At 69.1% G+C, this 13865-nt stretch carries 15 protein-coding genes; all 15 read left to right on the top strand.

The genetic code is table 11. From position 1 onward, the window contains the following. The first annotated feature begins 3 nt into the window (after window positions 1-3). The 15 genes from ACWHYQ_RS00255 (at window position 4) to fliK (ending at window position 13791) form a co-directional block, all read left to right on the top strand. Window positions 4-192, top strand: a complete 189-nt coding sequence (locus tag ACWHYQ_RS00255) for a hypothetical protein (protein WP_447973800.1) — start codon at window positions 4-6, stop codon at window positions 190-192. 76 nt (window positions 193-268) lie between these two features. Then, window positions 269-1657, top strand: coding sequence for a diguanylate cyclase (locus ACWHYQ_RS00250; RefSeq protein WP_447973799.1), 1389 nt, complete (start codon window positions 269-271; stop codon window positions 1655-1657). A gap of 38 nt (window positions 1658-1695) precedes the next feature. Further along, entirely contained in the window at window positions 1696-2256 is a 561-nt protein-coding gene (locus ACWHYQ_RS00245) for a PilZ domain-containing protein (protein ID WP_447973798.1), read from the top strand. A 117-nt stretch (window positions 2257-2373) separates the two neighbouring features. After that, a complete protein-coding gene (locus tag ACWHYQ_RS00240; RefSeq protein WP_447973797.1) occupies window positions 2374-3642 on the top strand; it encodes a sigma-54 interaction domain-containing protein in 1269 nt (422 codons plus the stop codon). Window positions 3643-3883: 241 nt separating this feature from the next. Next, a complete protein-coding gene (locus ACWHYQ_RS00235) occupies window positions 3884-5434 on the top strand; it encodes a sigma-54-dependent transcriptional regulator (RefSeq protein WP_447973796.1) in 1551 nt (516 codons plus the stop codon). 22 nt (window positions 5435-5456) lie between these two features. Continuing rightward, window positions 5457-5864 carry a flagellar basal body rod protein FlgB gene (gene flgB / locus ACWHYQ_RS00230; protein WP_447973795.1) on the top strand — a complete coding sequence of 136 codons (408 nt, stop codon included), beginning with the start codon at window positions 5457-5459 and terminating at the stop codon, window positions 5862-5864. A 128-nt stretch (window positions 5865-5992) separates the two neighbouring features. Then, entirely contained in the window at window positions 5993-6457 is a 465-nt protein-coding gene (gene flgC, locus ACWHYQ_RS00225; RefSeq protein ID WP_447973794.1) for a flagellar basal body rod protein FlgC, read from the top strand. Window positions 6458-6553: 96 nt separating this feature from the next. Beyond that, complete coding sequence (gene fliE, locus ACWHYQ_RS00220) at window positions 6554-6856, top strand: flagellar hook-basal body complex protein FliE (protein WP_447973793.1); 303 nt, start codon at window positions 6554-6556, stop codon at window positions 6854-6856. Between the two features lie 27 nt (window positions 6857-6883). Next, window positions 6884-8482 carry a flagellar basal-body MS-ring/collar protein FliF gene (gene fliF, locus ACWHYQ_RS00215; protein ID WP_447973792.1) on the top strand — a complete coding sequence of 533 codons (1599 nt, stop codon included), beginning with the start codon at window positions 6884-6886 and terminating at the stop codon, window positions 8480-8482. After that, window positions 8483-9487 (top strand): flagellar motor switch protein FliG, encoded by a 1005-nt coding sequence (fliG, locus tag ACWHYQ_RS00210; RefSeq protein ID WP_447973791.1) that lies wholly within the window; start codon window positions 8483-8485, stop codon window positions 9485-9487. It begins immediately after the preceding gene. After that, window positions 9484-10131, top strand: coding sequence for a FliH/SctL family protein (locus ACWHYQ_RS00205; protein ID WP_447973790.1), 648 nt, complete (start codon window positions 9484-9486; stop codon window positions 10129-10131). The genes fliG and ACWHYQ_RS00205 overlap by 4 nt, the downstream gene beginning before the upstream one ends. Then, window positions 10124-11437 (top strand): FliI/YscN family ATPase, encoded by a 1314-nt coding sequence (locus tag ACWHYQ_RS00200; protein WP_447973789.1) that lies wholly within the window; start codon window positions 10124-10126, stop codon window positions 11435-11437. The genes ACWHYQ_RS00205 and ACWHYQ_RS00200 overlap by 8 nt, the downstream gene beginning before the upstream one ends. Beyond that, window positions 11434-11910 carry a flagellar FliJ family protein gene (locus ACWHYQ_RS00195; protein ID WP_447973788.1) on the top strand — a complete coding sequence of 159 codons (477 nt, stop codon included), beginning with the start codon at window positions 11434-11436 and terminating at the stop codon, window positions 11908-11910. Before ACWHYQ_RS00200 ends, ACWHYQ_RS00195 begins: the two co-directional genes overlap by 4 nt. A 155-nt stretch (window positions 11911-12065) precedes the next feature. Next, window positions 12066-12548 (top strand): MotE family protein, encoded by a 483-nt coding sequence (locus tag ACWHYQ_RS00190; protein ID WP_447973787.1) that lies wholly within the window; start codon window positions 12066-12068, stop codon window positions 12546-12548. Window positions 12549-12765: 217 nt separating this feature from the next. Next, window positions 12766-13791, top strand: a complete 1026-nt coding sequence (gene fliK, locus ACWHYQ_RS00185; RefSeq protein ID WP_447973786.1) for a flagellar hook-length control protein FliK — start codon at window positions 12766-12768, stop codon at window positions 13789-13791. Window positions 13792-13865 lie beyond the last annotated feature (74 nt).

Here is a 13865-nt window from a genome sequence, read left to right as displayed (position 1 = left end):
ATCATGCTGATGGACGTGAGCACCATTCAGAATGTGATACGAGTCTATGCCCAGCTCCTCCGGCTGCCGGGCGGCGAGCCGCCAGCGAGCGGATCACCGGTCGAGGACCGGGTCACCATTTCCGCCGCGGCGAAGACCGCCGGTTCGGCGACAGCCCTCGGCCCGGGGCCGGGCCGCGCCGCCACGCCCTGAATCCGAACGCCCGGTGAGCCCCCGGTCCCGAAGAGACCCGGCGCCGATCAATCCGACTGGGCGCGCGGTGGTGGTCGTGTGCAGCCGATCGGTATCCATCCGCGCGCGGCTCGCGGCGATGCTGGCGCATGCGCCCTATCGGGTGGTGTGCGTGGCGCGGGGCCGCGCCGACGGGGGCCGCGCGGATGGGGGACCGATCCATCTCATCGTGTATCACACGGCGCGGCCGCGACGCGCCCTGCAAACCTGGATCGCCCGGGTGCAACGGCAGCAGGCGACCGGGGTGGTGCTGGTGGGGCCCGATGATGGCGCGGAACGGACGGCCTGGTGGATGCGCGCCGGCGTCGTCGATTATGTCGTCTGGCCATGCCGCCGCTCGCGACTCCGGGCGGCGGTCCGGCATGGACTCCGGACTCAACAAGCCTTTTGGCGCGTGCAGCGGATGCAAACCGCCCTGGCGACGGCGTATGTCGACCTGGAACGCGACCGCAACGCCTTGCGGCAGGCGAACGCGCGCTGGCAAGCCTTGGCCCAAATCAGCCAAGCCTTCGCCGCGCATCTCGCGCAGGACAAGATTGGCGCCGCGTTCGCCGCGCATCTCGCCCCCGTGGTGCCCATCGATTGGCTCACGATCCACTGGGACGAGCCGGCGTGGACGTGGACATACCGCACCAAGCCGGGCGACGCCAACGAGGCCGAGGGCGACGCACGGCTGGATCTGCCGTTGCAGGTGGCGACGCACCCCGTCGGCAGTCTGAGCGTGGGGCGCCACCGCGCGCGCCCGTTTTCGCCGGACGAGCAAGAGTGGCTCCAGACCGTGACCGGTCCGTTAGCAATGGCCTTGCAGAACGCCGCGCAGCATCAGCACGTCCGGGCCCTCGCGTACACCGATCCCCTCACCGGCCTCGCCAATCGACGGGCCTGGCGGGCGGCAATCGCGCGCGTGATGGACCGGAGCCGGCGCACCGGCAGCGTGTTCAGTCTGCTGGTGATTGATCTCGATCGGTTCAAGGACATTAACGACGTGCACGGGCATGTCACCGGCGATCGCATCCTCCAGATGCTAGCGGAACGCATCACGAGCTTGGTACGGGTGGGTGATGTGGTGGCCCGATACGGCGGGGAAGAGTTTGCCGTGCTGATGCCGCGAGCCAACCGCGACGCCGGATGGGCGGTCGCCGACCGCATTGGCCGTGAAATTGCCGCCAGCCCGTGCCTGGTCGACGGGGTGCCCGTGTCCGTCACGGTCAGCATCGGCGTGGCCACCTGGAGCCCGGCCACCGACGAACCTGCCGACACCGTGCTGGCCCGCGCCGATGCCGCCCTCTATCGGGCCAAACTGCGGGGCCGCAACCGCGTGGAGGTGGCAGAAGAACCGCTCCAGCTCGAACCGGGCGCGACCCCGTCGGCTGCCCCGGTTCAGCGGGACGCCAGGGAGGAGACCGCGCGCCCCGCGTCGGCGTAACGAACCCGGGCACCCGCGAGGCGGAGGGGGACAAGCCGATGGACCAACGCACCAACTATCGCGTCGATGATTGGCTCCTCGTGGAGGTGTGGCCGGAGGCGGACGGGCCGGGTCCTGATTGGGCCCAGGACACGCCACCCCCGTCGATCGAGGCAGTGTACGCGACGCTGGACGCGGTGCGGATGGAAGGGTGCCCCGACGCTGATCCGGCGTCGGGCCTGAGCCCGGCTCTCGCCAAGCTGGAATGGCTGCTGGAACAGGTGCTCCTCGCCCTCGCGCGGCACAATCTGGCAGCGGTCCGTCTCCCGATCGCCCGGAAGGTCAATCTGAGCGGAAGCGGGATTCGGTGCGAAACCAGGTGGATCTGTCCCGTCGGCACCCGAGTGAGGGTCGATCTCATCCTGCCGCCGTTTCAGCGCATTCGTGCGGCCGGCACGGTCGTCTGGTGTCAGGCTATGAGTCCACCGCGACACGGGGCCCTGGTCGCCATCGAGTTTGTCGATCTGCCAGAGGACGACCGCGAGCGCCTCATCCGGCATGTGTTCCGACGGCAAGCGGACTATCTGCGCAAGCACCGGTCCCAGCAAGACGGGACCTAGGGGAGCCGACCAGCCAGGAGCCGCGGTCGTCGTGAGCGCGCGGGGCCCCCAACCGGCAAGTCGACCGGAACGGCCATGACGGGGCGAGGGGGGACTCGACGGAACTGAGCGATGAGGATGGCTGACACAATCAATGACGGGGGACCCAGTCGAGGTCCGGACACAGGCGAGGCCGGGCCGGCTCCCTTGACGATCAGCTCGCGCCTGATCGGCGACAGTCCCATCATGCACCGCCTGCGGGCACAGATCCAGGCCGTGGCGCGGAGCGACTGCGCGGTGGTGATCTATGGGGAAAGCGGGGTCGGCAAGGAGCTCGTCGCCCGGGAGATTCACGCGCACAGCCACCGCCGGCAGGGGCCGTTTATCACGATCAACTGTGGCGCGATTCCCGAGACCTTGGCGGAAGCCGAGCTGTTTGGGTACGAGCGGGGGGCCTTCACCGGGGCTGTGACCGGGAAGCCGGGCAAATTCGAGTTGGCCCACGGCGGCACCCTGTTCCTGGACGAAGTCGGGGACTTGTCCCTGGCGATGCAAGTCAAATTCTTGCGCGTGTTGCAGGACTCGGTGATCGATCGAATCGGCAGTCGCCAGCCCAAACCGGTCGACGTCCGGATTCTCGCGGCGACGCACCGCTCGTTGGAGGCCCTCTGTCGGGCTGGGCTCTTCCGATGGGATCTCTATTATCGGCTTCACGTGCTCCCCCTGGTAGTCCCTCCGTTGCGGCAGCACCCAGAAGATATCCCGGCGTTGGTCGCGTCTCAGATGACCAAACTCATCGCCACTCTCGGCCAGTCGGTCACGATCAGCGCCGCGGCGCTGGCGGCGCTGCAACGTTATCCCTGGCCTGGGAATGTGCGGGAACTGGAGAATGTGGTGGAGCGGACGGTGGTGTATAAGGGCCGCGGCGTCATTGAGCCGGCGGACCTGGCGTTCTCCTCGGCGCCCCCTGGTCCGCCGCCGGCAAGCCCGGCTCCTGGCGCATCGGCGCGCCAGGAGCCCCTGCTGGAATTGGGCCCGGGCTTCTGTCTCGCCGATACGTTGGCGGCGACCGAAGCACGCTGGATCGCCAGCGCCCTGCGGCAGACACACGGGATCATTGCTCACGCGGCACGGCTGTTGGGGATCAACCGCACGACGCTGATTGAGCGGATGCGGCGGCTGAAGCGACGATACGGGCCGCAGTGGACCACGTGGTCAGAAGCCAGCACCCACGACGACGCGACGGCGCCCAGTGAGCGACAAGAGGTCAGCGGGGATCAGGTGCCAGCGACGATCTGGCGGTTACCGGTCTGGCCACTTCCAGCGGATCAGCGGTCTGGCCCAGGCGGCTCGAGGGGACGACCCCGGAGGGCCCCCAACGGGGCCGCGACCGCGCCGATCGCCTAAACCAGGAAGCCGTCGGTCCGGCAGTCGTTCCCGCTGGTGTGGAGTGAGAGATCGGAAGAGAGGTCAGTAGGGGGATCGGTTCCTGCGAGGTCCTCCGTGTGGCCACATCCGGACTCTGATCCCTCAGACTGAGGAGAGGACAGGGGGCGCTGAGTGCGGAGGGCCCACCAGCCCAGGCAGGGTGGGCGCTCCGCCACGAGCCCGTGCCCCCCACAACAACGAAGAAGGAGCGTCTTGACCCATGTGGTGCGAACGGGTCCCCGAGACCCGAACCGAATCCCGACTCGTCCTCGTCGTGGACGATGAACCGTCCATGCGGACGGCGCTGAGTGAGTTGATCCAGCGTCACGGCTATCAGGTCCAAGCCGTCGCCGACGGCCACGCGGCGCTTGCCATCGTTCGTCAGACCCCACCCTGGGTGGTGCTGACCGACCTGTATCTGCCCCAGTCGAGTGGACTGGACGTGCTCCGTGAGATCAAACGCTGCGTGCCAACCGTCCATGTGGTGGTGATCACGGCGTATGGAACGGTGGAGCTTGCGGTGGAGGCGATGAAAAACGGGGCCAGCGATGTGCTCCAGAAGCCGTTTGCCGCCGAGGCGCTGGAACAGATCCTCGCGCGACTGGAGGAGGACCAGAGAACGAGGCGGGAGCCCACGGACACCCGTGGTGTGCTCGAAGAGACCGCCGCGCGGCGTCGCCTCAGTCGGCGTGAGTCGCGGCCGTTGCTCGGGCAGAGTCCGGCGATGCGCCGGCTCCTGGCGGCGGCCGAGCTGGTGGCGCCCACCTCCCTCACCGTGCTGATCACCGGCGAGAGCGGGACCGGCAAGGAGCTGCTCGCACGCTACCTCCACAGCCGGAGCCCCCGGGCGCATCGCCCGTTCATCGCGGTGAACTGCGCGACGCTGCCGGACGGCCTGTTGGAGAGCGAGCTGTTCGGCTATGAGCGGGGCGCCTTCACGGGCGCCGTGAGCCGCAAGCTGGGCAAGTTCGAGTTAGCCCACGGCGGCACCCTGCTGCTCGATGAAATCACCGAGATGAACGTGGCGCTCCAAGCCAAGCTGTTGCGGGTGCTCCAGGAGCGGGTGGTGGACCGGATTGGCGGGCGGGAGCCGGTGGACGTGGACATCCGGGTCATTGCGACGACGAACCGGGACCTGTGGCGCGAGGTGGAACTGGGCCGGTTCCGCGAGGACCTCTTCTACCGGTTGAACGTCTTTCCGATCGCCTTGCCGCCACTGCGCGAGCGGCCGGAGGACATCCCGCTGCTGGCCCGACATTTTGTGGCCGCCTGCGCCGCGCGGAACGGGCTGGCCGCGCCCGCCCTCTCCGAGGCTGCGCTCGCCGCGCTGGCCATGCGGCCCTGGCGCGGGAATGTCCGCGAGCTGGAAAACGTCATGGAGCGGGCGGTCCTCCTCGCGGCCGGCGGCGTGATCGAGCCGGAGCATGTGTCGGCTGATGAGCTGACGGCTAGCCGACCGGGAGCCCCCGGATTGTCGGCCGTGCCGACAGACTCGGGGTCAGCCGTGCCGACAGGCTCAGGGTCGGCTGTGCCAGCCTCCCGGAACGGGTCGGCCGGGTGCTCACTGTGGGAAATGGAACGAGAGCTGATTGTCAGCACCCTGGCACAGTGCAAGGGGAATCGGACACAGGCAGCGAAACGGCTTGGAATTAGTGTCCGCACACTCCGCAACAAGCTGCGGGAGTACCGGCAAGAGGGGTGGAACGTCGATCAGGTGACTGCAAATCAGGTCCCAGAGGACACCAAACAAGTTACCTGGACTGAAGTCTGAGGGACCAACATGGAGGAGCTCGATGACGCTCTTTGATCGGACCATGACGATGCTAGAACGGGTGCTCGATATTCGTGCGGCCCGGCACCAGGTGATCGCCTCCAACATTGCGAACGAGGAGACGCCGGGCTATCGGGCGAAGGAGCTGCCGTTCCGAGAGATGTTGATGGCGGTGCTGCACGGGACGCCGGCGAGCCAGCTGCGAATCACGCATCCTCGTCATCTGGGAGGGCATCCCAGCCTCACCAGTCTGACCGCAGCCCATCTGGTCACGGCTCCAGAGGGGTCGGCGGGGCTTGACGCGAATACGGTCAGCCTGGACCGAGAACTGGCCAACCTCACTGAGAATACCATGCAGTACCAGGCGGCTGCGACGATTCTGGCAATGCGGTTCCAACAAGTGCTGGCCGCAATTCGGGAGGCCCGGTAGGCACGGGGCGGCGCGGCTACCGGCAGGCGGGGCGGCGCGGCCGCCGGCGGGCGGGGCGGCGCGGCCGCTAGCCTGTCAGCAAAAGAGACGCCGGAACGGGGCGCGCCTGATTGAAGGCGAGACGGAAGATGGACATCAACACCAGCTTAGCGATCTCAGTGTCGGCGCTGGATGCCCAGCGTCACCGGCTGAACGTCATTGCAAGCAACCTCGCCAACGCCCAGTCCACCCGGACCGCGGAGGGCGGCCCCTACCGGCGCCGGATGGTGCTCTTCCGTGCCGTTCCGCTCAAGCCGTTGTTCCGGCTGGCGCTGGTGAATGTGGGGGCTGGCAGCATGGGGGCCGGAGCAGTCCGCGAGGGGCTGGTTGGCGTCACCGTCTCACAGATCACGGAAGACCTACGACCGGGCAAAGTTGTGTATGACCCGACGCATCCAGATGCCGACAAGAACGGGTATGTCCACCTACCCAACGTCAACGTGCTTGAAGAGATGGTAGACCTGATGACGGCGCACCGGGCATACGAGGCAAATCTGCAAGCCATCAACGCCGTGCGCGCCATGTGGAATCGTGCCCTGGAGATCAGCCGATAAGCGAGGGGTAACGCGCCAGGCGCGATGCGCCAGTGCAGCGTGGCCGCACCGCGGAGCGGGCAGGGCCGCGGAAGAGTGATGCCAGAGGAGGGAGCAATGGAGGACATCCGCATCAGCATACCGGCACCCATCCCAATGGAATCAGGTTCCGGTGACGGGGCGACCCATGGGGCAGCACCCGGTCACTTCCAGGCGCTGCTCAGAGACATGATCACACAGACCAATGCGATCCAGCTCGACGCCAGGCATGCAGTCGAAGCCCTGGTCAGCGGTGACAGCCAGAATCTCCACCAGACGATGATTGCGCTCCAGAAGGCTGAGATCAGCTTCCAGCTTATGATGCAGATCCGGAACAAGATCGTGAGCGCCTACGAAGAGATCCAGCGGATGCAGATTTAAACCGTCCAGGGGGAGAGGGACCGGGGCATGCTCGCTAAATTTGCAGCACTGCCGATGGCACGTCGGCTCACGATCGTGATCGGGCTGGCCGCCGCGGTCGCCGCGCTCGTCGCGGTGGCGCTCTGGAGTCAGCAGCCGGAGTTGCAGGTGCTCTTTTCCGGCCTCTCCCCGGACGATGCGGGCGCCATCATCGAGAAGCTCAAGGAGGCGAAGATCCCCTACGAGGTCGGCGCGGGTGGCGGGTCGATCCTCGTGGAGGCCGCACGCGTCCACGAGCTGCGGCTCCAGCTTGCGAGCCAGGGGTTGCCGCACGGGGGCGGGGTCGGCTTCGAGATCTTCGACCGCAACACGATCGGGATGTCCGAGTTTGTCCAGAAACTGAACTACCGGCGGGCGCTCCAGGGCGAGCTGGCCCGGACGATCGCGCAGCTGCCCGAGGTCGAGCGGGCGCGGGTGCACCTGGCCGTGCCGGAGCGGCGGCTGTTCAGCTCGGAACAGGAGCGACCGCGAGCCTCGGTCGTGCTCTCGCTCCGCCGGGGGGCGTCGCTAAGCAAGGCACAGACGCAGGGGATCGTCCACTTAGTCGCGAGCAGCGTCGAGGGGCTCCAGCCCGGAGCGGTGACGGTCGTGGACGGCCACGGCCGGTTGCTCTCCGAGGCGGCCGACGACGGGCCGACGCGGCTCTCCGGCTCCCAGCTCGAGTACCAGCGGTCGCTGGAGAAGGACATCGAGCAGCGCATCCAGACGATGCTCGAGCGGATCGTCGGCGCGGGCAAGGCCGTCGTGCGCGTCTCCAGCGTGCTGGACTTCCGGCAGGTCGAACTCACCGAGGAGCGCTTCGATCCCAACGGCCAGGTCGTCCGGAGCGAGCAGCGCCAATCGGAGAAGACCAGCGGGAGTGCCACCAACTCGGGCCCAGCGCCTGCGCCAGCGGCGGGCGGCCCGCCTGGCGTCGCGTCGAATGTGCCGGGGGCGGGCGCGCCCGCGGAGGCCGAGGGGCCGGTCCAGGCCAGCAGCCAGAGCAGTCAGACTAAGCACGAGACGGTGAACTACGAGATCAGCCGGACGGTCTCGCGCATCGTCGAACCGGTCGGGACCATCAAGCAGCTCTCCGTGGCCGTGCTCGTGGACGGGACCTACGAGATGCCCAAGGAGGGCAACCAGGCCGGTGGCAAGCGGATCTATATCCCGCGGTCCGAGGCCGACATGAAGCAGATCGAAGAGATCGTCAAGATGGCGATGGGTTTCTCGGCCGAACGTCGCGATCAGGTGGAGGTCGTCAACATCCCCTTCGACGTGGAGGCCGAGGAGGGGCCCGGCGCGACCGCCGAGGCGGGCGTCTCCGCGCTGACGGCCGCCGCGCCCTACGTGCGGTACGGCGTCGCTGTGCTGCTGTTTGTGCTGATCCTGCTCATCGTCGTGCGGCCGCTGATCGCGACGCTCACAGCGGCCCCGGCCGCGCCAACGGCGGGCAGCCGCGCGCTGCCCCAGGAGCTTCCGATGACGGTGAGCGAGGTGGAGGCGTCGCTGTCCGCTGCGCCGCGGGCGCAGCTCGTAGACCAGGCCCAGCGCAATCCGGAAACCACCGCCTTGGTCATCAGGCAATGGCTGAGGGGAGGGGCGTAGATGACGCCATCGTCACCTCGCAAACTCAGTGGCGAGGAGAAAGCCGCCATTCTCCTCCGGGCCATCGGGGAGGACGCCGCCGCCGCCGTGATGCGTCATCTCGACCCGAAAGACATTCGCAAGATTGGCGCCTATATGACCGAACTCGCGAACATCTCGCGTGAGGACGAAGACGCCGTCATCCGAGAATTCGCAGCGGTGCAGGCGCAAGGCGCTATTGGCTTTGAGGGCAAGGAGTACATTCGCACGATCCTGACCAAGGCGCTGGGGCCGGAGAAAGCCACACGCATCCTGGAGACCGTAACGATGACCGCGTATCCAGGGTTGGAAGCCTTGAAGTGGCTAGACCCGCGGGCCATTACGCAACTCATCAAGGCCGAACATCCCCAGACGATCGCCGTGGTGCTGGCCCAATTGGATCCGGAGCAGGGCAGCCAGGTGCTGGCCGCCTTGCCAGAGGGGCTGCGCGCCGACGTGATCATGCGGATTGCGCTCAGCGAAGACGTTCAGCCAGAGGTCCTCACGCACCTCAGCGAGGTCTTCCAAGAGGTGCTAAAAGTCAATGGTCCGGCACGCGGCGAGCGCCTGGGCGGCACCAAGGTGGCGGCCGAACTGCTGACGCGCCTGGACAAAAGCATGGAGCATGGCATCATGGTCCGGCTGACGGAGCGCAACGCCGAGCTGGCGGAAACCATCCGCTCCCTGATGTTCGTCTTCGAGGACCTCGTGCAGGTGGACGACCGCGGCATGCAGGAGCTGCTCAAGGAGGTCAGCAAGGACGATCTCGCCCTGGCGTTGCGGGCGGCCAGTCCGGAAATCCGCGACAAGGTGTTTCGCAATCTGTCCAGCCGCGCCGCTGAGATGCTCAAGGAGGACATGGAGGCCCGCGGGCCAGTCCGGGTCAGCGAAGCGGAAAAGGCGCAGCAGAACATCCTCAAGCTCTGCCGTAAGCTGGAGGAGGAAGGCCGCCTGGTGATCGGCGGGGCCGGGGAGGAGTTTGTATGATCACGAAGGCGTTCGCCCGGGTGCTCAAGCCGGAGGGCGCGGCGGCGCTCCAGCCCTACGAGCTGCAGGCGGTCACCTCCCCGGGCGCCCGGGCGGCGGAGGAGCCGGCGCGCGAGCAGCGGGCCTACGAGCGCGAGCAGCAGGCCTACGAGCGGGGCGTGGCGGACGGGGAGCGCCGGATGCAGGAGCAGATGCTCGCGCCGCTCGAGCGGCAAAACGCGCTGCTCACCGCGCTCGTTCGGGAACTCCAGGCCCACCGGGAAGCGTGGGGGCGTGACGCGGAAGACCTAGTGGCTGGGCTCGCGCTGGAGATCGCCGCCAAGGTGCTTCGTGAACGGAGCGAGGTGCTGGGAGCGGCGGTGGCGGCGCAAGCACAGGAGCTCGTCGCGCGGATCCGGGACGGGGGGCCGTTCACGATCCGGGTCCACCCCCAGGACGTGCCCGTGCTCGAGGGCGTCCGCGCCGCGCTCGTCGCGGCAGGCGAGGGCGCCATCGTGGAGATCCAAAGCGACCCTCGCGTCTCGCGGGGTGGGTGCCTGGTGGAGACGCCGAGCCGGCTCGCGGACGCGCGGTTGGAGGTCCAGCTCGCCCGCCTCGGGGAAGCGCTGCGCCGCCGGGAAGGCCGGGAGGGACCCGATGATTGAGCGCCTGCGCGCCCGCGTCGCCGCGGCGGATCCGGTCGCGGTGCACGGCCGGATCAGCCGAGCCGTTGGGCTCGTGATCGAGGGGCGAGGGCCGATGCGTGCGGTCGGCGAGCAGTGCGAGATCGTGCCGGACGATGGCGAGGACCGTGTCGCGGCGGAGATCGTCGGATTCCGCGACGAGCAGGTGCTGCTGATGCCGCTCGGCGAGCTGCGCGGGATCGGCCCCGCCAGCCGCCTCATCCTGCGCGGGCGCCCCGCCGCCGCCCGGGTCGGCCCGGGGCTGCTCGGGCGCGTCCTGAACGGGTTGGGCGAGCCGCTGGACGGCCGAGGGCCAATCTCGGCTGAGGCCGAAGTCCCCCTCTACGGCGCGCCGCTCAACCCGATGAGGCGACGGCGCATCACAGACCCGTTGGACCTCGGCATCCGCGCGATCAACGGCCTGCTCGTCTGCGGGCGTGGCCAAAAGGTGGGAATTTTCGCCGGGTCCGGCGTGGGCAAGAGCGTGCTGCTCGGCATGATGGCGCGCCACACCGTCGCCGACGTGAACGTGGTCGCCCTGATCGGCGAGCGCGGGCGCGAGGTCAAGGAGTTTCTCGAGCGCGACCTCCGGTCCGAGGGGCTGGCCCGGTCGGTCGTGATCGTGGCTACCTCGGATCAGCCGCCGCTGGTCCGGGTGCGTGGGGCGTTCCTCGCGACCGCGGTCGCGGAGTATTTCCGGGACCGGGGCCAGCAGGTGCTGCTGCTAATGGACTCGCTGACCCGCTTCGCCCAGGGCCAGCGCGAGGTCGGGCTGGCGATCGGCGAGCCGCCGACCACGAAGGGCTACCCCCCCTCGGTGTTCGCGCTCCTGCCCAAACTGCTCGAGCGGGCCGGCACGGGGGACGGGCCCGGCACGATCACCGGGCTGTACACGGTGCTCGTCGAGGGCGACGACCTGGCCGATCCGATTGCCGATGCGGCGCGGTCAGTGTTGGACGGGCATATCGTGCTCACGCGGGAGCTGGCCGCACAAAACCACTTTCCGGCGATTGACGTGCTGCAGAGCACGAGTCGCGTGATGCGGGAGATCGTGACGCGGGAGCACGACGCGGCCGCGCGGGCGCTGCTCGAGACCCTGGCCCTGTACCGGCGCTCCGAGGAGCTGATCACGATCGGCGCGTACAAGGCGGGTGGGAACCCGCGACTCGATCGGGCGGTCGCGATGGTGGAGCCCATCACACGATACCTGCGGCAAGAGATGGACCAGCGGGTGAGCTGGGCGGACTCCCGGACCGCCTTGCTCAAGCTGGCGGAGGGACTCCGATGAACCTCGCCGTCTTGCGGACCTATCGGGCGCAGCTCGAGCAGACGCTGCGCGTGGAGCGGGTCGCGGTGGAGCAGGCGCTGAAGCAGGCGCTGGCGGAGCGGGCCCGGCTGGAGGCGGCGGCCGAGCAGGACGCGCAGCGCGCCCTGGCGGCGGCGCGGGCGGGTCTGCCGGCCGACGAGGTCGCGGGCCGGTACGTGCTGATGGAGGGGATGACGGAGGCGATCGCGAAAGCGCGAGCCGCCGTGGCCGAGGCCCATCGCCACTGGACGGAGAAGATGGCGGAGGCGCTCGAGGCGGCTCGGGAGCGCAAGAAGCTTGAGGCCCTGGAACGGCGCCGGGCGGCCGGCGAGCGGCGGCGGGCGGCCGCGGCGGCGCAGCGCCACCTGGATGAGGCCGCCGGCCGGCAGTTCGTCTCGGCCCGGGACGGGCAGACGGCTGCCCAGCCCCGCGGATCGCGCGAGGGCGTCCTATGAGAGGAAACCGATGCGGCACGCCGACGGGCGAGTGTCGGGGCACGGCAACCAGGAATTGGACCCCGTCGCGTCGCAGGGGAGGCCTGCTGATCTCACTGATCATCATGACAGGCCTAGGCATGGGTGCAGGGCCACCAGGCGAGCAGCGGCCCACAGTGAGCACATCACCACCGGACTCGGTGCCCGCCGCCCTGCGCCCGCCACCGTCGCTCCAGGGACCGGCACTGGCAGTACCGGCCGAGATCTTGGCACTGCTCGATCAACGCAAGCAGGCGCTCGATCGGCGGGAGGCGAAGGTGCGCGAGGCGGAGACCCGGCTCATGGTGCTGAAGCGGGAGATCGAAGAGCTGCTCGCGCGGTATGAAGCACGGGTGCAGGCGGAGGAGGCCCGTCGCCGAGCGTTCGAAGCGAAGCAGGCGGCCACCGCCACCGAGGCGCGCCAGGCGGCGTTCACCCATCTCGCGAAGATCTACGAGGCGATGCCGCCCGAGGAGGCCGCCGCGCGAATCGAGAAGATGCCGCGCGAGCAGGCGCTCCGGCTCTTGCGGGCGCTCAAGAGTAAGACCGCCGGCGCAATTCTGGCTCAGGTGCGACCGGAGCGGGCCGCGCAGCTCACGGCGCAACTGGTCTCCGAGTGAGGAGCGACCGATGCGGACAACGGTCCAGGACCCTCTGGCCCCGCCGCGCGAGGCAAACACGACGGAGGTCCCGCGCGGGTTGGCCTTGGGGCCGCACGGACCCGGACACCGGTCGACATTCCAGCGGAAGCTTGTCGAGCGAGCGGGGGAGACCGAACGCAGCGGGTCTGATTCAGACGCAGTGCTGAGAACGCTCGACGGAGGATGGCTGGCGCTGATGCCGGGTTTCGCGTCGGTGGTGCGCCTGGACGGACGCCTGTCCGGTGGGCCAGACCTGAGGCCGGAATCGGAGGCCGCTCGGGCGGATCGCGCGCCGCGGCCGGCCAGCCTGGCGCGGGTCCGAGCTCGTGAATCGCCCACGGCCAGCCGAGCGGCGGCGCCGTCGGCCGCCTGGCGACAGGCAAGGGCCGTCTCGGCGGTCGGCGACAGCGACCACGCCGCTCGGCCGAGCGACTCGCGCGAGGAGCCGGCCCGGGCCGACCGTCCGCCAGCCGCCGCACTCCGTCCCGAGGATGAGTCTGGCCGTCACGTGGAATCGGCGCCGTCGGCCGACCAACCGGAAGACCCCGCGTGGAGCCAAGTGGAGGTGCTGAACGTGGCCGCCCGGCGCGAGCCGGGGATGGACGGGCGGGCACTCGCCGCGGCGGGGGGCCAGGGCGGCCCAGCCGCTGGCGGGTGGGATGGCACGGCCGCAGCGGAGGGTAAGCCACCGGCGACCCCGGGCGGGCCCTCCAGGCCCGCTGACAACGGGATCGGGCTGGGGGTGCTGGCCAGTGGCGCGACTGGCCGGACAGCCGGGGCGGCGGCCAAGGCGCCAGCGGGCGTACTTACGGGACCCCTGCTGGCGGAGCCCCTTCCGGAGCCTACGGGCGACCAGGGCATCCCGTCCATCCGGCTCGAGCTCGAACCGGAGGACCTCGGGCGGATCCGACTCCACGTCGCGCTCGCGGACCGTACCGTCTACGCCTCGCTCGTCACCGAACAGGCGGGGTTGCGCGAGTACCTGATCGAGCACCGGGATTGGCTGGAAGCGGAGCTCGGCGCCCAGGGGCTCGCGGTCGGGAGCTTCTTCGTCTCCACGACCGGGCGAGAGCGGAACCAGTCCGAGACCGGTGCCCCGTTCCCGGGAACCGCCCCTGAGCCCTCCGAAGCGACTGGGCCGGTCGAGACACCCGGGATCGAGCCGACAGCGGGTCCCGACGGGAAGAGCGGCGGCCGCCGCGCGCTGAATCTTTTTGCCTAGCTCCCTGCAGAAACGTCCCTGGGCCGCCACGCCGCCCCGGCCGTTCGCCCCACCTATTCTTCCTGAAACGGCCT

This window comes from Nitrospira sp. Kam-Ns4a, from assembly GCF_965152595.1.
Note: the sequence above shows the minus strand (reverse complement) of the source record. Positions and strands in the feature narration are given on the sequence as shown.